Below are 26,535 nucleotides of genomic sequence, written 5' to 3' on the forward strand. Positions count from 1 at the left end.
TACCGGTCATGAAACGACTCCCTTTAGCGGCCATCCTGGCCGCTTTTTTCATCTTCCTGATCCTCGAAGTCTCGGTGCGCCAATCGGTGCTGCTGCTCGTCGGAGTGGGCATGGGCGCGGCTTTGGCCGGGGCCCGCTTTGGCTTCACCACCGGTTGGCGTCAGCTCATCGAACAACGCAACCCGCAAGGCGTGACCGGCCAAGTGCTGCTGCTGGCGCTGGCCAGCCTGGCTGCGCTGCCGCTGCTAGGCCAGTTTTCTGAACTGCACGCTGCCTTGGGGCCACCCAGCGTGAGCTTGCTGGTGGGTGCCTTCGTGTTTGGCCTGACCATGCAAATTGCCGACGGCTGCGGCTCGGGCACTTTGTACAAAGCAGGCTTGGGCGTGCCGCTCAACATGGGCATCTTGCCGCTGTTTGCGCTGGGCAGTTTTTTGGGCTCGGTGCATCTGGACAGCTGGCTGGCTCTGGGCCAAATGGCCCCCATCAGCCTGACCGACCAGCTGGGCACCAGCGGCGCTTTGGGCCTGACGCTGGCCCTGCTGGCCGCTGTGCTGGTGGCCACCCGCCTGTGGGTGGGTGCAGACCAGACCTGGTTCGACAAGCGCTGGATGGTGGGCGCCGTGGCGCTGGCCGTGTTGGCCACGATCAACCTGCTGCTGGCGGGGCAACCTTGGGGCGTGGTCTATGGCTTTGGCCTGTGGGCTGCCAAAGGGGCGGTGGCGCTGGGTCTGTTCGATCCTGCAGGCAACGGTTTCTGGGGCCAAGCGGGCAACGCGCAGCGCCTGACCCAAACCGTGCTGATGGACGTGACCACCATCACCAACATCGGCATCTTGGGCGGCGCACTGTGGGTGTCGGCCAAGGCACCTGCCGACAGCAAGCCCCTCACCACGCAGCAATGGGTGATTGGCTTGGTGGCCGGTTTTGTCATGGGTTACAGCTCACGCCTGGCCTTTGGCTGCAACATCGGCGCCATGCTCAGCGGCATTTCCACCGGCAGCCTGCACGGCTGGATCTGGGTGCCCATGGCCTTTGCAGGCACCTTGATCGGTGTGCGCGTGCGCCGCCATTACCAGTTCTGAAGGAGACCGCATGACCACCACGCACCAACTGCAAGCGGTTTTCTGGCTGAGCTTGGCGGCCTTTTTGGCTTGGGACTTCAAGACCTCTACCCCAGTTGACCTGCGCAACGAACCGCCACTGATCGCGGCAGGCTCAGGTCAAGCCACGAGCGGTGGGCATTGCTCGATGGCCAAATGAGAGCACGGGCCGGCAAGCATTCCGGCCAGGCCCTGGGCTTCAAGCTCTGACACCCAAAGCGCTTCCCTGGGCAACGCTCGGGTACAACCATTCAGGTATAACCCGGCCATGCAAAAACGCCGTGTGGTCATCGTCAGCCCCGCCTTGGCCGATGCCAACAATGGCAACTGGCAAACGGCGCGCCGATGGCAACGCTTGCTGGCCCCGCACCAGGTTCGGATCGTGCGGCAATGGCCCGGCGACAACCCAGCCGCCCATGCACAAGCCAGGCAAGACGAGGTGATGCTGGCCCTGCACGCCCGGCGTTCGGCCGAGGCCGTACAAGCCTGGTACGCACAGCATGGCCAACGCGGATTGGGTCTGGCCTTGACCGGCACCGACTTGTACAGAGACATTGCGCACGACCCACATGCCCAACGGTCTTTGACTTTGGCCAAGTCCTTGGTGGTGCTGCAAGGGCTGGGTCCCAAATCCTTGCCACACCAGCACCAAGAAAAAACCCGGGTGATTTACCAATCCAGCAGCACCCGTCAGACCTTGCCCAAAACCACCCGGCATCTGCGCATCGTCATGGTGGGGCATTTGCGCGACGAAAAAGATCCGCGCACATTGATGGAAGCAGCGTGTCTGCTGTGCCCGGGCAGCGGCATCCTGATCGACCACATTGGTGCGCCGCTCGATCCGACCTTGGGGCAGGCGGCACGGGCCACACAAGCGCGATGTCCCCATTACCGCTGGTTGGGTGCGCTGTCACACCGTGAAACCCTGCAACGCATTCAACGCGCCCACCTGCTGGTGCACACCAGCCGACTGGAAGGCGGCGCTCATGTTCTGATGGAGGCGATTTGCAGCGGCACGCCCGTGTTGGCTTCACGCATCGATGGCAACCTGGGTCTTTTGGGGGAGGACTACGACGGTCTTTTCGAGGCCGGTGATGCACCGAGCTTGGTGGATTTGCTGCTGCGCTGCCGTGTCCACACCCATCAGAACCCGCTGATGGCACACTTGAGCCATCAGTGCGCATCGCGCGCACATTTGTTTGAACCGCAGGCCGAACGCACTGCCTTGCACCAATGGGTGCAAGACCTCTGGACACCTTGATGCAATCTTCCAATCAACCCGTGCTGCGCGACCTGGTGCTGGTCGGCGGCGGCCACAGCCATGTGGGCGTGCTGCGCATGTTCGCCATGAACCCCGAACCCGGTGTGCGCATCACCGTCATCTGCACCGACATCGACACGCCTTACTCGGGCATGCTGCCGGGCTACATCTCGGGGCACTACAGCTTTGACGAAGTGCACATCGATTTGGGCCGCCTGTGCGCCTTTGCCGGTGCGCGGCTGTACCACGATGCGGTGGTGAGCATCGACCGCCAAAACAAAAAGGTCATCTGCCGCCACCGCCCGGCAGTGGCTTATGACGTGCTCTCGATCAACATCGGCTCGACCCCGCAAATGCAGCAAGTCGAAGGTGCGCAAACCCTGGCCGTGCCGGTCAAGCCCATTGCGCAGTTCAACCAGCGCTGGCTGGCCCTGCTCGACAAAGCGCGGCAGTGGCCCTCGCACCGGGGCCGCATGACGATTGCGGTGGTGGGCGGTGGCGCGGGCGGCGTGGAATTGGTGTTGTCCATGCAATACCGCTTGCGCAACGAGCTCAAAGCGCTGGGGCGCAACCCCGAAGATCTCCAGTTCGTGTTGCTGACCGCGGCTGACACGATCTTGCCGACACACAACCCGGGCGTGCGTGCACGTTTTGCCAAGGTGCTGAGTGAGCGCAACATCGAAGTGCACACACAGGCCGAGGTGGTGCAAGTCTCACCCGGCTGTCTGCACACCAAGAACGGCCGCACGCACGACGCCGATGAAACCATGTGGGTCACCCAAGCCGGTGGCCCCGCATGGTTGCAAAGCACCGGCTTGGCGCTGGATGCGCAAGGCTTCATCCAGGTCAATGCACAACTGCAAACGGTCAACGATCCACTGGTGTTTGCGGCCGGGGACATCGCTTCTTTTATAGACCGCCCACTCGAAAAAGCGGGCGTGTTTGCCGTGCGAATGGGCAAACCCCTGACCGAAAATTTGCGCCGCAGCTTGCGTGGCCAGGGTCTGATCACCTACAAGCCGCAACGCCATTGGCTGGCTTTGATTTCAACAGGCAACCGCTACGCCGTGGCGTCGCGCGGTGCCTTGGGTTTTGCAGGCGATTGGGTCTGGCACTGGAAAGACCGCATTGACCGCCACTTCATGCGCCGCTTCACCGATTTGCCGGTCATGGACACCAGCCGCCCGGGCGCACATGTCAGAACCGCGATCCAGTCCATGGGCCAGTTGTTGAAAGACATCCGGGCTCAGGGCAAAGCGCCAACCACTCACTTGTCATTGAGCGCAGAAGAGTCCCAGCAAGCCATATCGGCCATCGCCATGCGTTGCGGTGGCTGCGGGGCCAAAGTCGGGGCCACTATTTTGTCGCGCGCCTTGGAGCACTTGAAGCCGGTGGCACGACCAGATGTGCTGATCGGCCTGCATTCGCCGGACGATGCGGCTGTGGTGCGTGTGCCGCCGGGCATGGCCGTGGTGCAAACCGTGGACTTTTTCCGGGCCTTCATCGATGACCCCTATCTGTTTGGCAAAGTGGCGGCGAACCACGCGCTGGGCGATATTTTTGCGATGGGGGCCGAAGCCCAAACGGCCACCGCCGTGGTCACAGTGCCACCCGGTCTGGAGAGCAAAGTCGAAGACCTGCTGACGCAGATGATGGGCGGCGCCATCGAAGTGCTCAATGCCGCAGGCTGCGCCTTGGTGGGTGGTCACACGGGCGAAGGTGCCGAGCTGGCCCTGGGCTTTGCCATCAACGGCCTGATCGACGAGAAGATGGACAGCGTGATGCGCAAGGGCGGCATGCAAGCAGGCGATGTGCTGTTGCTGACCAAACCCATCGGCACCGGCACCCTGTTTGCGGCGCATGCCCGCCACGCCACCAAGGGCCGCTGGATCGATGCCGCGCTGCAATCGATGTTGCAGTCCAACCAGGCGGGGGCCCAAATTTTGCAAGCGCATGGAGCCACTGCCTGCACCGACCTGACCGGCTTCGGTTTGCTCGGCCACTTGATCGAGATGACTCGACCTTCAGGTGTGGATGCCGAGCTGAACATGAGCGCCCTGCCCCTGCTGGACGGCGCAGTGGACTGCGTCAAGGCGGGCATCGTCAGCTCGTTGCAGCCCGCCAATGTGCGCCTGCGCCGCGCGCTGCGCAATGCCGACGAGTTCGTGGGCGACCCACGTTACCCGCTGCTGTTTGACCCGCAAACTGCAGGTGGCTTGCTGGCCAGTGTGCCTGCAGCGCAAGCGGCGGCCTGCGTGCAGGCTTTGCAAGCCGCGGGCTACGTGCACACCACCATCATCGGCCGCATTACCGTGCAAGGCGATGCCATCGAGCCGGTGCTGCTGAAAACCTGAACGCCTCCCACGCCTGAACCGCCATACACATCTCTCGACCCATGCCTCACTTCACCCAGCCCAGCGCCTGAACCCAGCCCACACTCTGACTGCCCGTGTTGTCGCTGTCGGCACCCACCAGCACCGCACGGACTTTGGGCACAGCGGCCCCGGCAGGCAGCTCGTCCGCAAACAACTTGGCAAAGTCGGCGGCCACATCGCGGGTTTCGTTTTGCCATTGGGCCAAAGGCGCGCCCTTGCCTTGCAGCGTGATGAAGCGCACGCGCTGGGTGTAGGGGTTGGCACCTTGCAGACCTGCAGGATGAACGCTGTCCCACACGTAGCAGAGCGTTGCGGCGGGCAGGTCTTCGCCGCTCACGCTGCGAGCGATGCGCAGCAAGGTGCGCTGGCCAAAGGGCACGCGGTCCAGCGGGTGGTCGAACATCACACACACTTTGAGCGCCGCGTCGTCACCCGCTTTGGTTTGGATGTCGGCCACGCCTTGCCCCCCGGTCAGCGGTTGGTCGAGGCGCCAACGCCATTGCAAGCGACCCAGCTCGGCTTTGGGCAAGTCGTGCACCCAGGTGCCATACGAAGCGCGGGTGCTGACCTTGAGCGCCCGCTCGCCCTGCACATCAGCGAGCTCGAAGCGGGTGGCCGGAATGTCGGCCTTGGACTTGGGAAAGCCCACAAAGCGCCAAGTGCTGGCGGCTGTGCCATCGGCGGGCACCAGAGGCGACAAGCTTTGTGCGAAGGCGGATGCTGTGGCGCAGGCCATGCCCAGCGCCAGCAGCGCGGGGATGGGTTTCAACAAAGGATTCATCCGCGCCGCCAATCGTGGAACTTCTCCACCCAAGCCAGCAACTTTTGTGGCGCGTGCGCCCGCTTCCATTCACCGGCCGCGTACTTGTTGGCCTCGGCCATGGTCGGGTAGGTGTGGATGGTGCCCAAAATCTTGTTCAAGCCCAGGCCATGCTTCATGGCCAATACGTATTCGGCCAGCAAGTCACCTGCGTGCGAGCCCACGATGGTCACACCCAAAATGCGGTCTTTGCCCGGCACCGTGAGCACTTTCACAAAGCCGTGGGCTTCGCTGTCGGCAATGGCCCGGTCCAGGTCGTCGATGCCGTACTTCGTCACCTCATACGCGATGCCTTGGGCTTTGGCCTCTTGTTCGTTCAGGCCCACACGCGCCACCTCGGGGTCGATGAAGGTGGCCCACGGGATCACGCGGTAGTCGACCTTGAAGGATTTGAAGTCACCAAACAGCGCGTTGACGGCCGCATACCAAGCCTGGTGCGCGGCCGTGTGGGTGAACTGGTAGGGCCCGGCCACATCGCCTGCGGCGTAAATGTTGGGGTAGAGCGTTTGCAGATACTCGTTCGTCTCGACGGTGCGGTGCGTGGGCACGCCAATGTCTTCGAGGCCATAGCCTTGCAGGCGGGCCACACGGCCCACCGCGCAGACCAAGGCGTCAAACACGATTTCCACCTCTTGGCCTTGGGAAGAAACTACCAAAATTTTGTCCTCACCCTGGCGCTCGCAGCGCAGCGCCTTGTGCCCGGTGAGCACCTGCACGCCGTCGGCCTGCAGCGCGTCGCGTGCCAACGCAGACACCTCTTCGTCCTCGCGCACCATGATGCGATCGCCCATCTCGACCTGCGTGACCTGTGCGCCCAAACGGGCAAAGCTTTGTGACAGCTCGCAGCCAATCGGCCCGCCGCCCAGCACCACGATGCGCTTCGGAATGTCGTCGAGCTTGGCAAACTCGTCCCACAGCGTGTCGCTGGTGACATAGCCCACGTCATCGAGGCCCGGCAAAGGCGGCACCACAGGCCGTGCGCCTGCTGCAATCACAATGCTCCGCGCTGTCAGGCGCTGCACCTGGCCGTTGTTCAAGGTCACTTCCACGGTCCAAGGGTTCACCAACTTGCCGTAACCCTGCAGCACCTCCACACCCAAGCCGGTGTAGCGCTCCACACTGTCGTGCGGCTCGATGGCTTTGATCACGTCGTGCACACGCTGCATCACCGCCTTGAAACTGAAGCTGGGCGCGGTGTCGCTCAGGCCGTACTTCGCGCCGTGGCGCATCTGGTGGGCCAGCTTGGCGCTCTTGATCAAGGCCTTGCTCGGCACGCAGCCGTAGTTCAGGCAGTCGCCGCCCATCTTGTGAGCTTCAATCAAAGTCACTTTGGCTTTGACGGCGGCGGCAATGTAGGCCGACACCAAACCTGCCGCGCCACCGCCGATCACGATCAGGTTGCGGTCAAAAGTCTTGGGGCGCACGCTGGCCCAACGGGCATAGACCTTGCGCTTTTGAACGGCCGCGACCACACGCCGCGTCAACAAAGGGAAGATGCCCAGCAACACAAAGCTGCCCAAAAGCGCCGGGCTCAGAATGCCCCGCACCGAGTCCAGCTGCGCCAGTTCCGTGCCCGCATTCACATACACCGCGGTGCCCGCCAGCATGCCCAACTGGCTCACCCAGTAATACGTCCAGGTCTTCATGCGCGTCAGGCCCATGAGCAGGTTGATCAGGAAAAACGGCACCACCGGAATCAAGCGCAAGGTGAACAGATAAAACGCGCCTTCTTTGTCCACACCCGCGTTGATGTCGGCCAAGCGCTGACCAAAACGCGCTTCGACCCACTCGCGCAGCACAAAACGCGAGGCCAAAAATGCCAAAGTGGCACCGAGCGTAGAAGCAAACGACACCAGCAGCAAACCTTGCCACAGGCCAAACACAGCCCCACCGCCCAAAGTGATGATGACCGCGCCCGGAATCGACAGCGCCGTGGCCAAGACGTACACCCCAAAGTAAACGGCGGCCACCATCACAGGCTGCTGTGCATAGAGCTGGTCAAAACTGGCTTGGCTGGCCTTGAGCTGTTCAAAGCTCAGATAACGCCCCAGGTCCAGCGCCACAAAGGCACCGATGGCCAGCGCCAGCAAGAGCAGCAAGAGGGATTGACGAAAGCGCATGAGTGGAAAACTCCAGGATGGCCAAAAAAAATTAAAAATGAACAACAGCTGCTTGTTGATTCGCCGCCACAAGGTGAAAGGTTACAGCCAGCGTCAGGAGTTTGCCCTGGCTTGAAGCCGCCGATACCCCCACCAAACCCGCATCCCCGTAGTCACCGCACACAACCCTGCAAACCCATAAGCCAACACCGCAAAGTGTTCAGGCCACACGCACATCGCAGCAAACACGGTGATGGTCTCGGTGGCTTCGGTCAGACCGCCCAAGAAGTAGAAACTTTTGCCCGGCAAGGCGGTGTCGGTCAGGCCGCGTTTTTCGGCCAGTGCGGCGAATGCCAAAAAGCTGCTGCCGGTGCCGATGAAGCTGGCCAGCAGAGCTGCGGCGGGCAGTGCGTTGGTGCTGGGGGTGGCCACGGCAAAGGCCAGGGGGATGGAGGCATAAAACACGAAGTCGAGCGCGATGTCCAAGAATCCGCCCGCGTCGGTGGGCTGGGTCAGGCGGGCCACGCTGCCGTCTAGGCCATCGAGCAAGCGCGAGGCCAGCAGCAGCGCCAAGCCCCACCACCACGCTTGCAGCGCAATGGCCACGGCGGCGGCCATGCCGATGGCAAAGCCCAGCCAGGTCAGCGCGTCGGCGCTGACGCCTGCGCGCACCAAGCCGCGTGCGGCGGTGTTGAGCGCGGGGCGCAAGAGGGTTTGGGCGTGGCGGTCAAACATGGTTGCTGCTTTCTTCGGTGGCGCGCAAGTGCACCACGCGCCGCGGGTCGGCGACATCTTGTTCGTCGTGTGTGACCAGCACCACAGGGATGCGCCGCTCGCGCACATGTGCAAACACCCACGGGCGCAGCTGGGCGCGCAAGGCGGCGTCTAGTTTGGAGAACGGCTCATCCAGCAGCAGCGCTTGCGGCTCGGCCAGCAGCGCCCGCATGAGCGCGACGCGGGCGCGTTGCCCGCCCGAGAGCGTGGACGGGTCACGCTCGCCCATGCCCGACAACTCCGCCTCTTGCAGCGCTTGCTGCACACGCGCCTGACGCTGCGCAGGCGGCAAGGTGCGGGGCACGGCAAACAGCAGGTTTTCGGCCACCGTCATGTGCGCAAACAGCAAAGCATCCTGAAACACCAAGCCGACACCGCGCAGGTGCGTGGGCAAGGTGGTGAGGTCACGGCCGTTCAGCTGCACGCGGCCGTCAAACTGCAAAGGCTGCAAACCTTCGGACACGCTGGCCAGCGTGCCCGCCGTGGCGGCCAGCACCGAGCTTTTGCCGCAACCACTCGGCCCCATGAGCGTGAGGATCTCGCCTGCGGGCACATGAAGGTGCAGGTCTTGCACCAAGGTCTGCGCCACCGTGCCCAAGCGTTCGATATCGATCTGAAGTCCCGCGTTCATGTGTTGTCTTTCATCGGCCCGATCTTCTCAAATTGGCGTGGCCTGCCCAAGTAAGCGGCCAAAGCAAAGGCCAACACGGGCAAAAGCATCTGCAAGGCGGCATAAGCGCTCATGAGCGAACGTTGCGCGCCAGACGCCAGCGTCACGGCCTCGGTGGTGACCGTGGCAAAGCGCCCCGCCCCGACATACAAAGTGGGCAAATACTGCGCCACACTGACCGCAAAACCCACCGCCCAGGCCGAGGCGATGGCGCGTTTGAGCAGCGGCCATTTGATGCGCAGCAAATCCGTCCATCGGCTCTGACCCAAGCTGGCCACCACGGCCGATTGGCGCGGATCGACCGCCAAATAGGCGGGCTCCAAGGCCAGCAGCACATACGGCAGCACCATGACCGCATGCGCCAAAAGCAGGCCCAGCCACTGCCCCTCCAGTCGCCACTGCAGCGCCACGCTGTAGAGGCCCACCACCCACAGCACCGAGGGCAACACCAGCGGCAGCAACCACCAAGGTCGCAAAGCCTGTTGCCAGCGGCGCGGTGTCAGCTCCAGCCAGGCCACCGACCAAACCAGGCACACACTGGCAGAGGCCGCCGCCAAACCCAAGGTGGTCCACACCGTGGGGGCACTGGCGATCACTTGCGCCCAGGCATCACCCGTCCACAGCGATGGCCAAAGCTGCGGAAAAGGCCAGACGCCAAACACACTGCCCACCGCCAAGGCCCACCAAACGGCCAGATATGCCCCACCGATGACCAAGCCCACCCAGGGCGAATCACCCTGCAACAACAGGGGGCTGCTTGCAGATTTGCGCAGACGCGCCCATGCGCGCAGCACCATGACGGTCACCCCCGCCAACATCGCCACACTGCCCGTCAGCCACCCCGCCGCTGCCGCGCCTTGCGCCTGCATGGCCGCATCGGCATCACCCAGCCATTGCCAGGCCAGCACGGCCAAAGTGGGTGGCGTCGCAGGGCCAATGATGAGCGCCATGTCCACCACCGTGAGGCCATAGGCCAACACCGCCAGCAGTGGCCAGCGCAAGCGCGGTGCCAGCTGTGGCCAGACCACTTGGGCAAAGGCGGTTGTGGGCGTGTGGCCCAAAGTTTGGGCCAGTGCAAATTCGGCCTGCCATCTTCGGCGTAGGTCTTCGCGTTGCAATTGCGTGGCCGCCACCCAGAGCAAGAACGGCACTTCCTTGAGCCACAGCGCCAAAATCAATCCCAAGCCCCACGGGTCTTGTGTGGTCACCCAAGGCGGTGGCGCATCAAAACCCGACAGGCCCGGCGACACCAGGCGCAAAGCCCAGCCGCTGGGCGAGAGCCACAACACCAAGCCAATGGCCATGGCCGCGTGCGGCGTGGCCAGCAAGGCAGGCACATGGGTGAGCCAGCGGGCCAATTGCTGCCGAATGAAACCATGGGCCAACAAACGCGCCACGGTCCACCACACCAGCACCGTGGAGGCCAGCCCGGTCCACAGCGTCATGCCCCAAGCACGCAGCGTTTGCGGATCGGCCCACAAGGCCTGCCAAGCGCTGACATCCAGCGCTTGCGAAGCGGCCGCCCACAGCGCCCAGCCCATGGGCAGGGCAGCGATCAAGGCCAGCGAAAAGGTGGGCAAGAAGCTCACACGCCGTAACGGCGGGTCCACTCTTTTTCGAGTGCATCGACCCAGGACGCATGCGGCTCGGGCAGCACGGGGGCCGTCACGGCCACTTGTCCGGGACGTGAGGCCGACTGAAAGCGTGCACGCTCAGCCGCAGGCAGGCGGGCCACGTCCAGCACCGTCGGGTCGCCCCACACATCAATGTCAGCCTTGCGTGCTTGCGCGGCGGGTGACAACAAAAAGTTGGCGACCACCTGCGCACCCGCTTTGCTGGGCGCGTTGTACGGAATGGCCACAAAGTGCGTGTTGCCAATCGTGCCCTTGGCGAACTGCCAGCTCTGCACCGTGGCGGGCAGGCGTTTGGCGGCGATCTCGTTGGCCGCTTCATTGGGGTTGAAGGTCAAGGCCATCACCAACTCACCATCGGCCATCATCTGGCGCACGGCGGCCGAGTTTTGCGGGAACTGTTTGCCACCGCGCCACAAGTGCGGGTGCAGCGCATCCAAAAAGCGCCACAGCGGCGCAGCCTGCGCCGCCAAAGCCGCAGGCGTCACAGGCTGGGCCAACGCTTTCACGTCCGGCGCGTGTTCGATCAAGGCCTGCTTGACGAAGGTGGTGCCATGAAAGTTGGGCGGGCGTGGGTAGGTGATGCGCCCTGGCTGGCTGCGGGCCAGGGCCAACAACTCGGCCATGTTTTGTGGTGGTTTGGGCAGACGCTGGGTATCGGCCAAAAACGTGAGCTGGGCCATGCCCCAGGGCGATTCGAGACCCTCAGTGGGCACCGAAAAATCGACCAGCGTGGTGGGCTTGCCCACCGTGTCCACCCACTGGAAATTGGGCAAGGCTTGTGCGAAGGGCGCAGACAACAAACCGTCGCGCTTCATGGCGGCAAAGTTTTCGCCGTTGATCCAGACCAGGTCCACCGTGCCCTCGGTGTCTTTGCGCCCAGCTTGCTTTTCGGCGCGAATGCGTTTGACCACATCGGCCGCATCGCTGATCTTGACGTGCTGCAGCTTGACGCCAAAGTCGCGCTGCAACTCGGCCGCTGCCCATTGCAAGTAGGCGTTGATGCGCTCGCTGCCAGCCCAGGCGTTGAAGTAAACCGTTTGGCCGCGTGCGGCGCGCAGGGTGTCGGGCCAAGTGGTGTTTTGGGCCTGGGCAACACATGACGACATCGCAACAGCCAGTAAAGTCAGGCTTTGGCGCCGGTTAAATATCAAGGCGGGCTGAATCAAGGTTTCAGATTTCATGGCATGTAATGGAGTCAAAATTTCGATGAAGCCACGAGGTCAACTGACGCCTACCGCCTCTTTCAGAGGTGATGTCTCTCAAGACATACCCAGCTATTTAGAGATTAGGTGCCAACAAGCGCTGCAAATCCTTGACCTCAACCCCGCTGCGCAGCGCCAAGTCTTGAACCTGGTCGTCGCCGACCTTGCCGACGTTGAAATACTGCGCCTCGGGGTGGGCAATGTAGAAGCCGCTCACGCTGGCCGCCGGTGTCATGGCCAGGCTCTCGGTCAGGCCCATGCCAATGTCCTCGCATTGCAGCAGCTCGAACATCGCCTCTTTAGCGCTGTGGTCGGGGCAGGCGGGGTAGCCCGGTGCGGGGCGGATGCCTTGGTATTTTTCAGCGATCAATTCTTCATTGCTCAGCGCCTCGCCAGCCGCGTAACCCCACAGGTCGGTGCGCACTTTTTTGTGCAGGCACTCGGCCAATGCTTCGGCCAGGCGGTCGGCCAGAGACTTGAGCATGATGGCACTGTAATCATCGTGCGCCGCTTCAAAAGCCTCGGCGCGTTTGTCAGCGCCAATGCCTGCCGTGACGGCGAAGACGCCGACATGGTCTTGCCCTGTGGGCGCGACGAAGTCGGCCAGGCAACGGCTGGGGCGCATGACACCATCGATCATGTGCTTTTCTGTCTGCTGACGCAGGCCGCGCCAGGTCATGGCGACTTGCTGGCGCGAGGCGTCGGTGTAGAGCGCGATGTCATCATCGTTCACGGTGTTGGCGGGGTACAGGCCCAGCACCGCATTGGCCGTGACCCAGCGGCCGTCGATGATTTTTTGCAGCATGGCTTGGCCGTCTGCATAGACCTTTCGCGCCTGCTCGCCCACCACCTCGTCGTCGAGGATCGCGGGGAATGGCCCGGCCAAATCCCAAGTCTGGAAGAAGGGGCCCCAGTCGATGTATTGCGCGATCTCGGCCAGGTCGTAGTTCTTGAACACACGGCGGCCAATGAACTTGGGCGCGGCGGGCACACCTTGTGACCAGTCGATCGGCGTCTTGTTGGCGCGGGCTTGCGCCAGCGTCCACATCGGGGTTTGTTTTTTGTTGGCGTGCTGCTCGCGCACCTTGACGTAATCGGTGTTCAGGTCGGCGATGAATTTGGCCGCTTGCTCGGACAGCAAGCCCTGCGCCACACCCACGCTGCGCGAGGCATCGGGCACATAAACCACCGGGCCGCTGTAGTTAGGCGCGATCTTCACAGCGGTGTGCACGCGGCTGCAGGTGGCGCCGCCAATCAGCAGCGGCATTTGGCGCTCGCGGAAGTACGGGTCTTTTTCCATCTCGGCCGCCACGTACTGCATCTCTTCGAGGCTGGGCGTGATCAGCCCCGACAGACCGATGATGTCGGCGTTTTCTTCTTTGGCCTTGGCCAAAATTTCGTGGCAGGGCACCATCACGCCCATGTTGACCACTTCAAAGTTGTTGCACTGCAAGACCACTGTGACGATGTTTTTGCCGATGTCATGCACATCGCCCTTGACGGTAGCGATCACGATCTTGCCCTTGGCTTTCACGTCTTCGCCTGCCGCCTCTTGTGCGAGTTTTTCGGCCTCGATGTAAGGCAGCAAATGCGCCACGGCCTGCTTCATCACGCGGGCGCTCTTGACCACTTGCGGCAAGAACATCTTGCCCTGGCCGAACAGGTCACCGACCACGTTCATGCCGTCCATCAACGGGCCTTCGATCACATGCAGCGGGCGCCCACCTTTGGCCAGAATCTCGCGGTAGGCCTCTTCGGTGTCGTCGCTGATGAAGTCGGTGATGCCATGCACCAGCGAGTGGCTCAAGCGCTGCGCCACGTTCACGGGCGCATCGGGCGTGCCGCGCCAGGCCAGCTTGGTGCTTTCGTCTTTGGCCGCGCCTTTGGCGCTGTCGGCCACTTCGACCAAACGCTCGCCTGCGTCCGGGCGGCGGTTCAGCACCACGTCTTCGACACGCTCACGCAGCGTGGGCTCCAGGTCGTCATAAACGCCGACCATGCCCGCGTTGACGATGCCCATGTCCATGCCGGCTTTGATCGCGTGGTACAGGAACACGGTGTGGATCGCCTCGCGCACCGGGTCGTTGCCCCGAAATGAAAAGCTCACGTTGGACACACCGCCCGACACCTTGGCACCGGGCAGGTTCTGCTTGATCCAGCGCGTGGCTTCGATGAAGTCCACCGCGTAGTTGTTGTGCTCTTCGATGCCGGTGGCAATCGCAAAAATGTTCGGATCAAAAATAATGTCTTCTGGGGGGAAGCCCACTTCATCGACCAACACGCGGTAAGCGCGTTCGCAAATCTCGATCTTGCGCTCGTAGGTGTCGGCTTGGCCTTTTTCGTCAAACGCCATCACCACCGCAGCCGCGCCGTAGCGCTTGACCAGCTTGGCTTGGCGCTTGAACTCTTCCACGCCCTCTTTCATGCTGATCGAGTTGACGATGCCCTTGCCCTGGATGCAGCGCAGACCGGCTTCGATCACGGTCCATTTGGACGAGTCCACCATCACCGGCACACGGGCGATGTCGGGCTCGCCGGCCATCAGGTTCAAGAAGCGCACCATGGCCGCTTGGCTGTCGAGCATGGCTTCGTCCATGTTCACGTCGATCACCTGTGCACCGTTTTCGACCTGCTGACGCGCCACGGCCAAGGCTTGCTCGTACTCGCCGTTCAAGATCATGCGGGCAAAGGCCTTGGAGCCGGTCACGTTGGTGCGCTCACCCACGTTGACGAACAGCGACCCCGTGCCGATGGAGACAGGCTCCAGACCGGACAACTTCATGGGGGGCACAGAAACGGATTTGGACGCGACAACAGACACAGGCTCACCTTGGGCTTACAGGTGAGCGTCGTTGTGCAAGATCATTCAGACATTGAACGGCCCCAAGCCTGACCTGCTGCGCCTTAAAGGCGGCGGGCTGCAACGCTCCTTGGGAAGGTTGAGATTTTAACCGGAGGCCCGAAAGGGAAGATCGCCCCCCTCTTTGCACCAAGATGACAGGTTGGCCGGTTTGAAAACCGCACAATGAGACGATCCCTTGTAAAACGCACATGACACTCATACCCAATTCATTCGCCCCTCTCCAAGGTGCCTCCAACTTCCGCGATGTCGGCGGTTACCTGACCGCTGACGGGCAACGCGTGCGGCGTGGTCGGGTGTTCCGCTCGGACCATCTGGCGGGGCTGACCGCCAGTGATGTGGCCCGCCTGCAAGCGCTGGGTGTGCGCCACAGCCTGGACTTTCGGGGCGTGGCCGAATACACCGCCACGCCTTACGCCATTGCAGGCATCGAACGCGTGGCCCTGACGATTGAGCCCACGGTGATCGCGCGCATGCAGGCGCTGGTGGCGCAAGGCATTGTGCCCAGCACCGAAGAAACGGTGGAGCTGATGCGCGAGACCTACCGCGATTTTGTGAACCACAACGCGGACACTTTCGGCCGTTTTTTGAAGCATGTGCTGGAGCAGCCCACACCGCAGGTGTTTCACTGCACGGCTGGCAAAGACCGCACGGGTTTTGCCGCGGCGCTGCTGTTGTCAGCGCTGGGGGTGGACCGTGCCACCATCGAGCACGACTACCTGCTCACCAACCAACTGTACAAACGTGACGCCCGCCTGGAAGGCAAAGGCCCAGCCCATGTGATGAAGGTGCTGTGGCAGGTGCAGCCCGAGTTTTTGCATGCCGCTTTTGAAGCGGTGGATGCACAGCATGGCGGCATGGCCCACTATTTGAACGGGGCCATTGGCCTGAGCCCGCAAGAGCTGGCAGAGCTCAAGCGGATGCTGCTGGAAGCCTGATCAGGCCGCTTCTTTGTAGAAGAAGCCGCCGTGCACACCGCGCGGAGCCAGCGGAGCCACGGCACGGCTGATCGCGCCGATGTGATCTGGCGTGGTGCCGCAGCAACCACCCACGATATTGACCAAGCCTTCGGCAGCAAATTCGTGGATGAGGCGACTGGTGACTTCGGGCGTTTCGTCAAAGCCGGTGTCGCTCATGGGGTTGGGCAGCCCGGCGTTGGGGTAGCAGCTGATGAAGGTGTCGCCAGCAACCTTGTTGAGCTCTTGAATGTAGGGGCGCATCAGCGTGGCACCCAGGGCGCAGTTCAGGCCAATGGCCAGGGGCTGCGCGTGGCGCACGCTGTGCCAAAAGGCGGTGACGGTCTGGCCACTCAAAATGCGGCCCGAGGCGTCGGTCACGGTGCCACTGATGATGAGCGGCAGGCGCTGGCCACTGGCTTCAAAGAATTCTTCGATGGCGAACAGCGCGGCCTTGGCGTTGAGCGTGTCAAAAATCGTCTCGACCAGCAACACGTCCGAGCCGCCTTCGACCAGAGCTTCGACCTGCTCGTAATAGGCGACGCGCAGCTCTTCAAAGGTCACGTTGCGGGCACCCGCGTCGTTCACATCGGGGCTGATGCTGGCGGTCTTGGGCGTGGGGCCCAAAGCGCCGACCACAAAACGGGGCTTGTCGGGGGTGGAGAACTTGTCGCAGGCAGCGCGGGCCAATTTGGCGGACTGCAAGTTCATCTCGCGGGCCAGATGCTGCATGTCGTAGTCGGCCTGGGCCACCGTGGTCGCGCCAAAGGTGTTGGTCTCGATCAGATCGGCCCCAGCGGCCAGATAGCCTTCGTGGATGTCGCGGATCACATCGGGGCGGGTCAGGCTCAGCAGCTCGTTGTTGCCCTTGACGTCTTTGGGGAAGTCCTTGAAACGCTCACCCCGGTAATCGGCTTCGGTCAGCTTGAAGCGCTGGATCATGGTGCCCATGGCCCCGTCGAGGATGGCGATGCGGGTTTTCAGAATCTCGGGCAGCGCTTGGGCGCGGGTGTAGGTCAGGGATTTCATGGGGTGTATTGTAAAAAGATCATGGTCGAGCCGACATGGATCCCGGATCAAGTCCGGGATGACATCCATCAAGTTCGGGCGATGCCCAAAGTATCACCCCTGGCATTGCCCAAAGTATCACCCCTGGCATTGCTCAAAATTTCACCCCGGGCATTTCTCAAAATGTCACCCCGGGCGAAGACCCGGGGTCCATGGTGGTGCGACCACCCCTCAAGGCTTGGCGTAGCGTGCAAACCCCGCCGCCCGCAGCTGGCAAGCCGGGCATTGGCCGCAGCCATAACCCCAGTCGTGGCGTTGGGTGCGGTCACCCAGATAGCAGGTGTGGGTGTGTTCCACGATCAAATCGACCAGCGCCTGGCCACCTTGCGCCGGGTCGACCTTTTGGCCCAGGTCGTGCGCCAATTGCCAGGTCTGGGCCTTGTCGATCCACATGAGCGGGGTTTCGATCAACAGCTTACGGTCCATGCCCAGCGACAAGGCCACTTGCATGGCCTTCATGGTGTCGTCGCGGCAATCGGGGTAGCCCGAAAAATCGGTCTCGCACACCCCCGTGACGATGACCTGCAAACCCCGGCGGTAGGCCAAAGCGCCGGCCAGCGTGAGGAACAGCAGGTTTCGCCCCGGCACAAAGGTGTTGGGCAGGCCCGAACTTTCCATCTCGATGGCGGTATCGCGGGTCAGGGACGTTTCGCTGATTTGGCCCAGGATGCCAGCGTCCAGCAGGTGGTCCTCGCCCATTTTGGGGGCCCATTGCGGAAAGCGCGCCTTGATCGCAGCCAGCACGTTCAACCGGGCGTCCAGCTCGACTTTGTGGCGCTGGCCATAGTCAAAAGCCAGGGTTTCGACACGTTCATAACGTGACAAAGCGTGGGCCAGGCAGGTGGTGGAGTCCTGACCACCAGAAAACAGGACGAGGGCGGAGGTGTGCATGGGCTGCGATGTTAGCGGTACTGGGTGAGTTTGGGAGCGGCGGGCACGAGGTGACGATTGGGGCATCACCTTGGAACGATTTGAAAATTACCCCGGAACGATTTGAATTTGTCACCCCCGACTTGATCGGGGGTCCAGGGCTTCGTTGGCCATGGATACCCGCGTTCGCGGGTATGACAGGTTAAAAGGTTCTCCACTCACCCCTCAATGAGCCACGTCTCAATAGCGGACAATCACCACTTCAAAAAGCTGTCTCACCCCACGTGTCCCCCCACCTCCCCATCCTGCGCGAAGTTTTTGGCTACGACGCCTTTCGCGGCCCGCAGCAAGCCATCATCGACCATGTGGCGGCTGGGGGTGATGCGCTGGTGCTCATGCCCACGGGCGGGGGCAAATCGCTGTGTTATCAGATTCCGGCGATTGCGCGCCAGCGTGCTGGGCACGGCATCACGGTGGTGGTCTCGCCCCTGATCGCGCTGATGCACGACCAAGTGGGTGCACTGCACGAAGCGGGCGTGAGCGCCGCCTTCCTCAACTCCACCCTCACCAGCGAAGAAGCCAGCGACATCGAGCGTCGACTGATGCGCGGCGAGATCACGCTGCTGTATGCCGCGCCTGAGCGCGTGACCAACGGTCGATTTTTGGCGCAGATGGATTCGCTGCTCGAACGCGGGCTGCTGAGCTTGTTTGCCATCGACGAAGCGCATTGCGTGAGCCAATGGGGCCACGACTTCCGGCCCGAGTACCGGGGCCTGTCGGTGCTGCACGAGCGCTACCCCAGCGTGCCGCGTGTGGCGCTCACGGCCACAGCCGATGCGCTGACCCGCGCCGACATCGTGGAACGCCTGCAGCTGGAAAGCGCCGAGCTGTTCATCAGCAGCTTTGACCGGCCCAACATCCGCTACACCATCGTTGAGAAAAAAGACGCCAGCACGCAATTGCTGCGCTTCATTGAGCGGGAACACCCCGAAGAAGCGGGCGTGGTCTATTGCCAGTCGCGCAAGCGGGTCGAAGAGATCGCGGCCATGTTGTGCGAAGCGGGCATCCACGCGCTGCCCTACCACGCGGGCCTGGATGCAGGCATGCGCCAGCGCCACCAAAACGAGTTTCTGCGCGAAGAAGGCGTGGTGATGGTGGCTACCGTCGCTTTTGGCATGGGCATCGACAAGCCCGATGTGCGCTTTGTGGCGCACCTGGACATGCCCAAGAACATCGAAGGCTATTACCAAGAGACAGGCCGCGCCGGGCGAGATGGCCTGGCGTCTGACGCGTGGATGGCTTACGGCCTGCAAGACGTGGTCAACCAGCGCCGCATGATCGACGAAAGCCCGGCCGAAGAAGAATTCAAGCAGGTCATGCGCGGCAAGCTCGATGCATTGCTGGGCCTGGCCGAGGCGACCGACTGCCGCCGCGTGCGCTTGTTGAGCTACTTTGGCGAAACCTACAAAGGGCAAACCGACAGCTCAGCTGGCGTGTACATGCCGTTTTGCAGCAATTGCGACAACTGCCTGAACCCACCCGATGTGTGGGACGGTACCGATGCGGCGCGCAAACTGCTGTCCACCGTGTACCGCACGCAGCAAAGCAGTGGCCACAACTTTGGCGCGGGCCACACCATGGACATCGTGCGCGGCAAGAAGACCGAGAAAGTGGTGCAACGCGGTCACGAAAGCATCAGCACCTTTGGCTTGGGTGCCAACTACAGCGAGCAGCAACTGCGCGCCGTGATGCGCCAGCTGATCGCGATTGGTGCGCTGCATGTGCACACCGAAGAGGGTTTTAGCACCCTGCACCTGACCGAGGCATCACGCGCCGTGCTCAAAGGCGAGGTGCCAGTGCAGCTGCGCGAAAGCACCAGCCAGCGCGCCGACAAAAAGAGCCGCACACGCAGTGCACCTGGCCCAGCAGCCGCCAACTTGGGCCAGGACGCGATGGTGCGCTACATCAACCTCAAAACTTGGCGCGCCGAAGTGGCCAAAGAGCACAACCTGCCTGCGTATGTGATCTTCCACGACGCGACGCTGGCCGCCATTGCCGAAAGCGCCCCGCAAAGTCTGAGCGACCTGCAAGGCATCAGCGGGCTGGGCGTGAAAAAGTTAGAAGCCTATGGCGAGCAGGTGCTGCGGGTGTGCAACGGGGCAGCTTGATCAGGCGTCGACCTGAATCGCCCCACGCCGGATCTGGTCGCGCTCCAGGCTTTCAAACAGCGCCTTGAAGTTACCCTCGCCAAAGCCTTCGTCGGCTTTGCGCTGGATGAACTCGAAGAACACCGGCCCCAGCAGCGTCTGGCTGAAGATTTGCAGCAGCAAGCGCTTTTCGCCATTGGCCGTCGACCCGTCCATCAAGATGCCGCGCGCCTGCAACTCGGGCACGGGCTCGCCGTGGCCCTTGAGGCGCTCTTCGAGCATCTCGTAATAGATGTCGTTGGGCGCGGTCATGAGGGGGATGCCCGCCATCTGCAAGGCATCCACGCTCTTCAAGATGTCATCGGTGAGCAGCGCGATGTGCTGGATGCCTTCGCCGTTGAACTGCATCAGGAACTCTTCGATCTGGCCACCGGTCTTGCCCGACTCTTCGTTGAGTGGGATGCGGATCATGCCATCGGGCGCGGTCATGGCTCGGCTGGTCAGGCCCGTGTGTGTGCCTTGGATGTCGAAGTAGCGGATTTCGCGGAAGTTGAAGATCTTCTCGTAAAACCCACCCCAAAACGCCATGCGGCCTTTGTAGACGTTGTGCGTCAGGTGGTCGATGAGCTTGAAGCCGTGGCCCGGTGGGTGGCGGTCTACGCCCTCAATGAATTCAAAGTCGATGTCATAAATGCTTTTGCCGTCTTCAAAACGGTCAATCAAATACAAAGGCGCACCGCCAATGCCCTTGATGGCGGGCAAGCGCAGCTCCATCGGTCCGGTGGGAACTTCCACCGGTTGCGCACCCATCTCCAATGCGCGTTCATAGGCTTTGTGCGAATCCTTCACCCGAAAAGCCAAGGCGCAGGCACAAGGGCCGTGCTCGGCGGCAAAGAAACCGGCCAGGCTTTTGGGCTCGCGGTTGACGATGAAGTTGATGTCGCCCTGGCGGTAAAGCACCACGTCTTTGGAGCGGTGTTTGGCCACCAGCGTGAAGCCCATTTTTTCAAACAAGGGCTCCAGGGTGTTGGCAACAGGGGATGCGAACTCGACGAACTCAAAGCCGCACAGGCCCATGGGGTTGTCAAATAAATCGGTCATGAAAATCTCCAGCATTGAACCGGGCCGCGCTGCTGGGTGAGCGGGGCCCGACTTGAAATCGGTCAAACAAAAAGGGGGAGGATGCTTAAGAAGCCTGCGGCGGCGCGCAGGGCTTGCCTCGCGTGCTGCGCGCGAGGTGGATACCGAAAATCAAGACCTGGATGGACATGGGGTCGATGGTCGTCGCTGGCGCTCAGTGTGTCAAGCGCTAAAACCCTGCCCACGTGTGCCTGCAATGGCTGGGGCCATGCAACCTTGAACCAAAGCGATCAAGCGACCGCTTGGATGCTGCGCAAGTGGGCAATTTCTGCCGCACTCATGCCCAACCCTTGCAGCAGCTCGTTGGTGTTTTCACCTTGCATGGGGGGCTGACGGCGAACGCCCAAGCGTTGCCCATCCATGGTGAAAGGAAACAGCGCGGCGCGCGCGGTTTGACCCGCCTTGGGGCCATCGCTCAGCCGCACATCGGCCAAACCGCCAGTGGCATTGAGGTGCGGGTCGTCAAACAACTCTTCAGGCTTGACGATGGGCGCAAAGGGCAGACCTGCTTTTTCAAAAATGGCCGTCAGCTCGGCGGCGGTAAAGGCCTCTAAGCGGCTGCGCAACTCGGGCATCATCACATCGCGCTGCGATACGCGAGCGTTGTTGTCGCTGTAACGCGGGTCAGCCTTGAGATCGGCAAAACCCAGCACATCACAGAAAACAGCCCACTGTGCGTCACTCACTGCTGCCAGGAAAATTTGCTCGCCGTTTTTCACAGTGAACACGTCGTACACACCCCAGGCCGAGATGCGGTTGGGCATGGGCTCGGCCGCTTTGCCCGTGATGGCGTACTGCAGCATGTGCTGGCCCACCAAGAACACATTGTTCTCAAACAAGGCCGACTGGATCTCTTGCCCGCGCCCGGTGATGCCGCGCTGGATCAGCGCACCCAGCACACCAATGGCACCAAACATGCCGCCCATGATGTCGTTCACGCTGGTGCCTGCACGCAAAGGGTCGCCCGGACGCCCCGTCATGTAGGCCAGACCCCCCATCATTTGCACGACTTCGTCGAGCGCAGTGCGGTGGTCATACGGACCAGGCAAAAAGCCTTTCAGGCTGGCGTAAATCAGCTTGGGGTGCTTGGCAGACAAGCTGGCGTAGTCCAAGCCGTACTTGGCCATGGAGCCGGGCTTGAAGTTCTCGGCCACCACGTCGGCCGTGGCGCACAGACGTCGCGCCACCTCGGCGCCTTCGGGTGACTGCAGATTGAGTTTTATGCTCTTTTTGTTGCGGTTGAACATCGGGAAAAAACCCGCGCCCGAACCCAGCAGGTGCCGAGTTCGGTCGCCCTCGATGGGCTCGACCTTGATGACTTCGGCCCCCATGTCGGCCAGCACCATGCCGCAGGTGGGGCCCATGACCATGTGCGTGAACTCGACGACGCGCAGGCCTTCGAGCGGGAGTTTTCGGGCGGGGGCGTTCATGCGCAAACTCAGCGGTAAAACGCTTCGACTTTGCCCTTGAGCTTGATCAGCAGGGGTTGGCCCTTGCGGTCCAAAGTTTTGCCAGCGGGCACGCGCACCCAGCCTTCGCTGATGCAGTATTCCTCGACATCGTTGCGGTCCTTGCCGTTAAAGCGGATGCCAATGTCGTGCTCGAACACGGCGCGCACATGGTGCGGGCTGCGGGGATCGATCGACAAATGGTCGGGGAGTTCGGGGCGGGCGGTGTGTGAGGCTTGGGTATCGGTCATGGTGCAAATCAGAAATTTGATACAGCCGCTGATTCTCCATGATTTGGCAAGGTTTGCAGTGGCAGAATGCCCGGTCGTTCATGGCCTGCGCTTTGCGCTGCCTCCTCTTTAACGGGTCTGACTTTTTGACCCTGCGCATTCACTTCATGACTTCTTACCCTGCCGGCACGCTCGGCATCGATTTCGGCACCTCCAATTCGGCCATGGCTTGGCTCGGCCACGAAGGGAGTGCACGCCTGATCCCGCTCGAAGGCGATGCCCTGGCCATGCCGACTGCCGTGTTCTACAACCTCGAAGACAGCAGCACCCACTTCGGGCGAGATGCACTCAGGCATTACCTGGAAGGCACTGAAGGCCGCTTGATGCGTTCGCTTAAAAGCCTGCTTGGTAGTCCGCTCTTGCTGGAGACCACGCAGATCGGTCACCAACAAATCAGCTTTCAAGACATCATCGCCACCTTTTTGGCCACCCTGCGCGAACGCGCGACGCAAAGCTTGGGCACGGCCCCGCGCCGCGTGGTGATGGGCCGCCCGGTGCACTTTGTGGACGACGATCCCGAGCGCGATGCGCTGGCCGAGGCCTCGCTGCGCCAGGCGGTGCAATCGGTGGGCTTTGAGGAGGTGTCTTTTCAACTGGAGCCGATCGCTGCTGCGCTGGATTACGAGCAGCGACTGACCCAGGAAAGCACCGTGTTGGTCGTTGACCTCGGGGGCGGCACCTCGGATTTCACCGTGGTGCGCTTGGGGCCTGAGCGCATGCAGCGCAACGACCGCAGTGCCGACATCCTGGCCACGACGGGCGTGCACATTGGCGGCACCGATTACGACCGGCAACTGAACCTGGCCCAAGTCATGCCGCTGCTGGGTTACAAGCACATCGGCCCCGAACAGCGTGAAGTACCCAGCCGGGTGTTTTTTGACCTGGCCACTTGGCACTTGATTCATTGGCAATACCAGCCCAAGGCCATTGCCCACGCCAAAACCCTGCGTACCAATTACAGCGAGCCTCGTCTGCACGAGCGCTTGATGCAGGTGCTGACCGAGCGGCACGGTCACCACATGGCGCACGAGGTCGAGCAAGCCAAAATTCGCTGCTCGGTAGAGAACGCCGACACGGGGATTGATTTGTCAGTCATTGAGAGTCGTCTGGAAGCCGGATTGGGTGTCGCCGACATGCAAGCGCAACTGCATGACCTGTTAAGCCGCACCGTGGCCTGTGCGCGTGAATGCGTGCAGCGCGCGGGTCTGACCGACGCTTCGCTGGATGCCATTTACCTGACTGGCGGCTCTTCGGCCTTGCGCACTTTCCAGCAGGCCCTGCAGGCAGAATTTGAGGGGGTCAAACTGATCGAGGGCGATTTGTTTGGCGGCGTGGCACTGGGGCTGGCTTACAGCCGCTGAAGACATCTGAGAGCTAAGCTGGGCGGACAGACTTTCAGCGAGCACAAAAAAGCCACTCAGGCATGACACCTGAGTGGCTCGCAGACCGTTTCGACCGATCAGCTCTTCACGCTGCTCAATGCGGCATTGAAGGTCGCGCTGGGGCGCATGATGGCGGCCAGCTTGGCTTGGTCGGGCATGTAGTAACCGCCGATATCGACCGCCTTGCCCTGCACGGCATTGAGCTCGTCCACGATTTTCTTCTCGTTGTCGGTCAACACTTTGGCCAAGGGCGCGAACTGAGCAGCCAGCGCTGCGTCTTCGGTTTGTGCGGCCAACTCTTGAGCCCAATACATGGCCAAGTAGAACTGGCTGCCACGGTTGTCGAGCTGACCTGTTTTAGGCGAAGGATTCTTGTTGTTGTCGAGCAATTTTCCGGTCGCGGCATCCAGTGTCTTGGACAAGACGCCGGCCTTTTTGTTGCCGGTTTTCAGGCCCAGGTCTTCCAGCGACACGGCCAGTGCCAAGAACTCACCCAACGAGTCCCAACGCAGGTGATTTTCTTCGACCAACTGCTGAACGTGCTTGGGCGCAGAGCCGCCGGCACCGGTTTCGTACATGCCGCCACCGGCCATCAAAGGCACGACCGACAGCATCTTGGCCGAGGTGCCCAATTCCATGATCGGGAACAGGTCGGTCAGGTAGTCACGCAGGATGTTGCCTGTGGCGCTGATGGTGTCCAGACCGCGCACCACGCGCTCCAGGGTGTAACGCATGGCACGCACTTGGCTCATGATCTGGATGTCCAGACCGGCGGTGTTGTGCTCGTGCAGGTACATCTTGACCTTGGTGATCAGCTGGGCTTCGTGCGGACGGTACTGGTCGAGCCAGAACACCACGGGCATGCCGGAGTTGCGGGCACGGGTGACGGCCAACTTGACCCAGTCGCGGATCGCTGCGTCCTTGACCTGGCACATGCGCCAGATGTCGCCCGCTTCCACGTTTTCAGACAGCAGCACTTCGCCGGTGTTCAGGTCGGTGATGTTGGCCACGCCGTCTTCAGGAATCTCGAAGGTCTTGTCGTGCGAGCCGTATTCTTCGGCTTGCTGGGCCATCAGGCCGACGTTGGGCACCGTGCCCATGGTCTTGGGGTCAAACGCGCCGTGCCACTTGCAGAAGTTGATCATCTCCTGGTAAATACGGGCAAAAGTCGACTCGGGCATCACGGCCTTGACGTCTTTCAGCCGGCCATCGGCACCCCACATCTTGCCGCCGTTGCGGATCATGGCAGGCATGGAGGCATCCACGATCACGTCGTTGGGCGAGTGGAAGTTGGTGATGCCCTTGGCGGAATCGACCATGGCCAGCTCGGGGCGGTGCTCGTGGCAGGCGTGCAGGTCGCGCTTGATTTCGTCTTGCTTGGACTGGGGCAGCGTGGCGATCTTGCTGTACAGATCGGCCATGCCGTTGTTCACGTTCACGCCCAGTTCTTCGAACAATTTGGCGTGCTTGGCAAACGCTTCTTTGTAAAAGATCTTGACGCAATGACCGAACACGATGGGGTGCGAGACCTTCATCATGGTGGCTTTGACGTGCAGCGAGAACATCACGCCGGTTTTGTGTGCGTCTTCGATTTCCTGCTCGTAGAAAGCTTCCAGCGCTTTCTTGCTCATGAACATGCTGTCGATGACTTCACGGTCGAGCAAAGAGACTTTGGGTTTGAGGATGATGGCCTTGCCGCTCTTGGTGATCAGCTCCATCTTCACGTCACGGGCGCGGTCCAGCGTCATGGACTTTTCACCGTGGTAGAAGTCGCCAGCGTGCATGTGCGAGACGTGCGAGCGCGAGGCCTGGCTCCACTCGGCCATGCTGTGCGGGTTCTTGCGGGCAAACTCTTTCACGGCGCGGGGCGCGCGGCGGTCCGAGTTGCCTTCGCGCAAAACAGGGTTCACGGCCGAGCCGGTGCACTTGTTGTAGCGTGCCTTCAAGGCCTTTTCTTCGTCGGTCTTGGCGTTCTCAGGGTAGTCGGGCAAGGCGTAGCCCTTGGACTGCAGTTCCTTGATGGCGGCGACCAGCTGACCCACGGAAGCGCTGATGTTGGGCAACTTGATGATGTTGGCAGAAGGGTTCAGCGTCAGTTTGCCCAGCTCGGCCAGGTTGTTTGGCGCACGCTGCTCAGGAGGCAGCAAATCAGAAAATTCACCCAGGATACGGGCAGCCACAGAAATGTCGCTCTCGGCCACTTCGATGCCAGCAGGGGCTGCAAACGTGCGGATGATCGGCAAGAACGAGGCTGTGGCCAGCAAAGGGGCTTCGTCTGTCAGGGTGTAAATGATCTTGGATTTGTCTGCAGCCATGGGTACTCTCGTTATCAGGGATGTGGAAAAAGGAATACGTCGTCCGGCGGTACGTCGAACGGATTCGGAAACCGCCCTTTTAAGGTGGTTTAACCCGTGACTTTATCTCAAATGCACCCCTGTT

The 26,535-nt window shown here is 61.8% G+C and carries 20 protein-coding genes and 1 riboswitch; of the genes, 7 read left to right on the top strand and 13 right to left on the bottom strand.

Features of this window, described 5'->3' with window-relative positions:
• The first annotated feature begins 8 nt into the window (after positions 1–8).
• From B9Z37_RS06660 to selD, 4 genes are all read left to right on the top strand, one after another.
• Positions 9–1,082: a YeeE/YedE thiosulfate transporter family protein gene (locus B9Z37_RS06660; RefSeq protein ID WP_108312210.1), complete on the top strand. Its 1,074-nt coding sequence runs from the start codon at positions 9–11 to the stop codon at positions 1,080–1,082.
• 10 nt (positions 1,083–1,092) lie between these two features.
• Complete coding sequence (locus B9Z37_RS14460) at positions 1,093–1,260, top strand: hypothetical protein (protein WP_167394335.1); 168 nt, start codon at positions 1,093–1,095, stop codon at positions 1,258–1,260.
• A 108-nt stretch (positions 1,261–1,368) separates the two neighbouring features.
• Positions 1,369–2,361: a selenoneine biosynthesis selenosugar synthase SenB gene (gene senB, locus B9Z37_RS06665; protein ID WP_108312211.1), complete on the top strand. Its 993-nt coding sequence runs from the start codon at positions 1,369–1,371 to the stop codon at positions 2,359–2,361.
• Positions 2,361–4,715: a selenide, water dikinase SelD gene (gene selD, locus B9Z37_RS06670; protein ID WP_108312212.1), complete on the top strand. Its 2,355-nt coding sequence runs from the start codon at positions 2,361–2,363 to the stop codon at positions 4,713–4,715. The genes senB and selD overlap by 1 nt, the downstream gene beginning before the upstream one ends.
• Before the next feature lie 46 nt (positions 4,716–4,761).
• On the opposite strand, the gene B9Z37_RS06675 is transcribed toward selD, so the two are convergent.
• The 7 genes from B9Z37_RS06675 to metH form a co-directional block, all read right to left on the bottom strand.
• Positions 4,762–5,505, bottom strand: a complete 744-nt coding sequence (locus tag B9Z37_RS06675; RefSeq protein ID WP_240606639.1) for a DUF3047 domain-containing protein — start codon at positions 5,503–5,505, stop codon at positions 4,762–4,764.
• An 8-nt stretch (positions 5,506–5,513) separates the two neighbouring features.
• A complete protein-coding gene (locus B9Z37_RS06680) occupies positions 5,514–7,676 on the bottom strand; it encodes an FAD-dependent oxidoreductase (protein WP_108312214.1) in 2,163 nt (720 codons plus the stop codon).
• 93 nt (positions 7,677–7,769) lie between these two features.
• Complete coding sequence (locus tag B9Z37_RS06685; protein ID WP_108312215.1) at positions 7,770–8,390, bottom strand: CDP-alcohol phosphatidyltransferase family protein; 621 nt, start codon at positions 8,388–8,390, stop codon at positions 7,770–7,772.
• A complete protein-coding gene (locus tag B9Z37_RS06690) occupies positions 8,383–9,060 on the bottom strand; it encodes an ATP-binding cassette domain-containing protein (RefSeq protein WP_108312216.1) in 678 nt (225 codons plus the stop codon). The genes B9Z37_RS06685 and B9Z37_RS06690 overlap by 8 nt, the downstream gene beginning before the upstream one ends.
• Positions 9,057–10,679: an ABC transporter permease gene (locus tag B9Z37_RS06695; protein WP_240606640.1), complete on the bottom strand. Its 1,623-nt coding sequence runs from the start codon at positions 10,677–10,679 to the stop codon at positions 9,057–9,059. The genes B9Z37_RS06690 and B9Z37_RS06695 overlap by 4 nt, the downstream gene beginning before the upstream one ends.
• Positions 10,680–10,684: 5 nt before the next feature.
• A complete protein-coding gene (locus tag B9Z37_RS06700; protein WP_108312217.1) occupies positions 10,685–11,914 on the bottom strand; it encodes an ABC transporter substrate-binding protein in 1,230 nt (409 codons plus the stop codon).
• Positions 11,915–12,011: 97 nt separating this feature from the next.
• Complete coding sequence (gene metH, locus B9Z37_RS06705) at positions 12,012–14,717, bottom strand: methionine synthase (protein ID WP_108312218.1); 2,706 nt, start codon at positions 14,715–14,717, stop codon at positions 12,012–12,014.
• Between the two features lie 55 nt (positions 14,718–14,772).
• Positions 14,773–14,873, bottom strand: a riboswitch (S-adenosyl-L-homocysteine riboswitch).
• Positions 14,874–14,986: 113 nt separating this feature from the next.
• On the opposite strand from metH, the gene B9Z37_RS06710 reads away from it, so the two are divergent.
• Positions 14,987–15,733, top strand: a complete 747-nt coding sequence (locus B9Z37_RS06710) for a tyrosine-protein phosphatase (protein ID WP_108312219.1) — start codon at positions 14,987–14,989, stop codon at positions 15,731–15,733.
• On the opposite strand, the gene B9Z37_RS06715 is transcribed toward B9Z37_RS06710, so the two are convergent.
• Together B9Z37_RS06715 and queC are read right to left on the bottom strand one after the other, a co-directional pair.
• Entirely contained in the window at positions 15,734–16,780 is a 1,047-nt protein-coding gene (locus B9Z37_RS06715; RefSeq protein ID WP_108312220.1) for a homocysteine S-methyltransferase family protein, read from the bottom strand.
• 210 nt (positions 16,781–16,990) lie between these two features.
• The gene (queC, locus tag B9Z37_RS06720; RefSeq protein WP_108312221.1) at positions 16,991–17,710 is read right to left on the bottom strand and encodes a 7-cyano-7-deazaguanine synthase QueC; all 720 of its coding nucleotides are present in this window, start codon (positions 17,708–17,710) and stop codon (positions 16,991–16,993) included.
• Between the two features lie 263 nt (positions 17,711–17,973).
• On the opposite strand from queC, the gene recQ reads away from it, so the two are divergent.
• Complete coding sequence (gene recQ, locus B9Z37_RS06725; protein ID WP_108312222.1) at positions 17,974–19,857, top strand: DNA helicase RecQ; 1,884 nt, start codon at positions 17,974–17,976, stop codon at positions 19,855–19,857.
• Here recQ and hppD read toward each other — a convergent pair whose 3' ends face one another.
• The 3 genes from hppD to B9Z37_RS06740 form a co-directional block, all read right to left on the bottom strand.
• Positions 19,858–20,937: a 4-hydroxyphenylpyruvate dioxygenase gene (gene hppD / locus B9Z37_RS06730; protein ID WP_108312556.1), complete on the bottom strand. Its 1,080-nt coding sequence runs from the start codon at positions 20,935–20,937 to the stop codon at positions 19,858–19,860.
• A 269-nt stretch (positions 20,938–21,206) separates the two neighbouring features.
• Positions 21,207–22,406: a CaiB/BaiF CoA transferase family protein gene (locus tag B9Z37_RS06735; protein WP_108312223.1), complete on the bottom strand. Its 1,200-nt coding sequence runs from the start codon at positions 22,404–22,406 to the stop codon at positions 21,207–21,209.
• 8 nt (positions 22,407–22,414) lie between these two features.
• The gene (locus tag B9Z37_RS06740; RefSeq protein WP_108312224.1) at positions 22,415–22,675 is read right to left on the bottom strand and encodes a DUF3297 family protein; all 261 of its coding nucleotides are present in this window, start codon (positions 22,673–22,675) and stop codon (positions 22,415–22,417) included.
• Between the two features lie 146 nt (positions 22,676–22,821).
• Here B9Z37_RS06740 and B9Z37_RS06745 point away from each other — a divergent pair, with 146 nt between their 5' ends.
• Complete coding sequence (locus tag B9Z37_RS06745) at positions 22,822–24,075, top strand: Hsp70 family protein (RefSeq protein ID WP_108312557.1); 1,254 nt, start codon at positions 22,822–22,824, stop codon at positions 24,073–24,075.
• 98 nt (positions 24,076–24,173) lie between these two features.
• Here the strand turns inward: B9Z37_RS06745 and B9Z37_RS06750 are convergent, their stop codons facing one another.
• A complete protein-coding gene (locus tag B9Z37_RS06750) occupies positions 24,174–26,411 on the bottom strand; it encodes an NADP-dependent isocitrate dehydrogenase (protein WP_108312225.1) in 2,238 nt (745 codons plus the stop codon).
• Between the last annotated feature and the right edge of the window lie 124 nt (positions 26,412–26,535).

It is taken from the genome of Limnohabitans parvus II-B4, from assembly GCF_003063455.1.
In the GTDB taxonomy this organism is placed as follows: domain Bacteria; phylum Pseudomonadota; class Gammaproteobacteria; order Burkholderiales; family Burkholderiaceae_C; genus Limnohabitans_A; species Limnohabitans_A parvus.

What these genes read in the sequence shown, in the direction of transcription:
- B9Z37_RS06740 (WP_108312224.1), bottom strand. Translation starts at nt 22,675, where the DNA reads ATGACCGATACCCAAGCCTCACACACCGCCCGCCCCGAACTCCCCGAC.
- B9Z37_RS06750 (WP_108312225.1), bottom strand. Translation starts at nt 26,411, where the DNA reads ATGGCTGCAGACAAATCCAAGATCATTTACACCCTGACAGACGAAGCC.
- queC (WP_108312221.1), bottom strand. Translation starts at nt 17,710, where the DNA reads ATGCACACCTCCGCCCTCGTCCTGTTTTCTGGTGGTCAGGACTCCACC.
- hppD (WP_108312556.1), bottom strand. Translation starts at nt 20,937, where the DNA reads ATGACCGATTTATTTGACAACCCCATGGGCCTGTGCGGCTTTGAGTTC.
- B9Z37_RS06680 (WP_108312214.1), bottom strand. Translation starts at nt 7,676, where the DNA reads ATGCGCTTTCGTCAATCCCTCTTGCTGCTCTTGCTGGCGCTGGCCATC.
- selD (WP_108312212.1), top strand. Translation starts at nt 2,361, where the DNA reads ATGCAATCTTCCAATCAACCCGTGCTGCGCGACCTGGTGCTGGTCGGC.
- metH (WP_108312218.1), bottom strand. Translation starts at nt 14,717, where the DNA reads ATGAAGTTGTCCGGTCTGGAGCCTGTCTCCATCGGCACGGGGTCGCTG.
- B9Z37_RS14460 (WP_167394335.1), top strand. Translation starts at nt 1,093, where the DNA reads ATGACCACCACGCACCAACTGCAAGCGGTTTTCTGGCTGAGCTTGGCG.
- B9Z37_RS06690 (WP_108312216.1), bottom strand. Translation starts at nt 9,060, where the DNA reads ATGAACGCGGGACTTCAGATCGATATCGAACGCTTGGGCACGGTGGCG.
- B9Z37_RS06710 (WP_108312219.1), top strand. Translation starts at nt 14,987, where the DNA reads ATGACACTCATACCCAATTCATTCGCCCCTCTCCAAGGTGCCTCCAAC.
- B9Z37_RS06660 (WP_108312210.1), top strand. Translation starts at nt 9, where the DNA reads ATGAAACGACTCCCTTTAGCGGCCATCCTGGCCGCTTTTTTCATCTTC.
- B9Z37_RS06685 (WP_108312215.1), bottom strand. Translation starts at nt 8,390, where the DNA reads ATGTTTGACCGCCACGCCCAAACCCTCTTGCGCCCCGCGCTCAACACC.
- B9Z37_RS06700 (WP_108312217.1), bottom strand. Translation starts at nt 11,914, where the DNA reads ATGAAATCTGAAACCTTGATTCAGCCCGCCTTGATATTTAACCGGCGC.
- B9Z37_RS06745 (WP_108312557.1), top strand. Translation starts at nt 22,822, where the DNA reads ATGACTTCTTACCCTGCCGGCACGCTCGGCATCGATTTCGGCACCTCC.
- senB (WP_108312211.1), top strand. Translation starts at nt 1,369, where the DNA reads ATGCAAAAACGCCGTGTGGTCATCGTCAGCCCCGCCTTGGCCGATGCC.
- B9Z37_RS06715 (WP_108312220.1), bottom strand. Translation starts at nt 16,780, where the DNA reads ATGAAATCCCTGACCTACACCCGCGCCCAAGCGCTGCCCGAGATTCTG.
- B9Z37_RS06735 (WP_108312223.1), bottom strand. Translation starts at nt 22,406, where the DNA reads ATGAACGCCCCCGCCCGAAAACTCCCGCTCGAAGGCCTGCGCGTCGTC.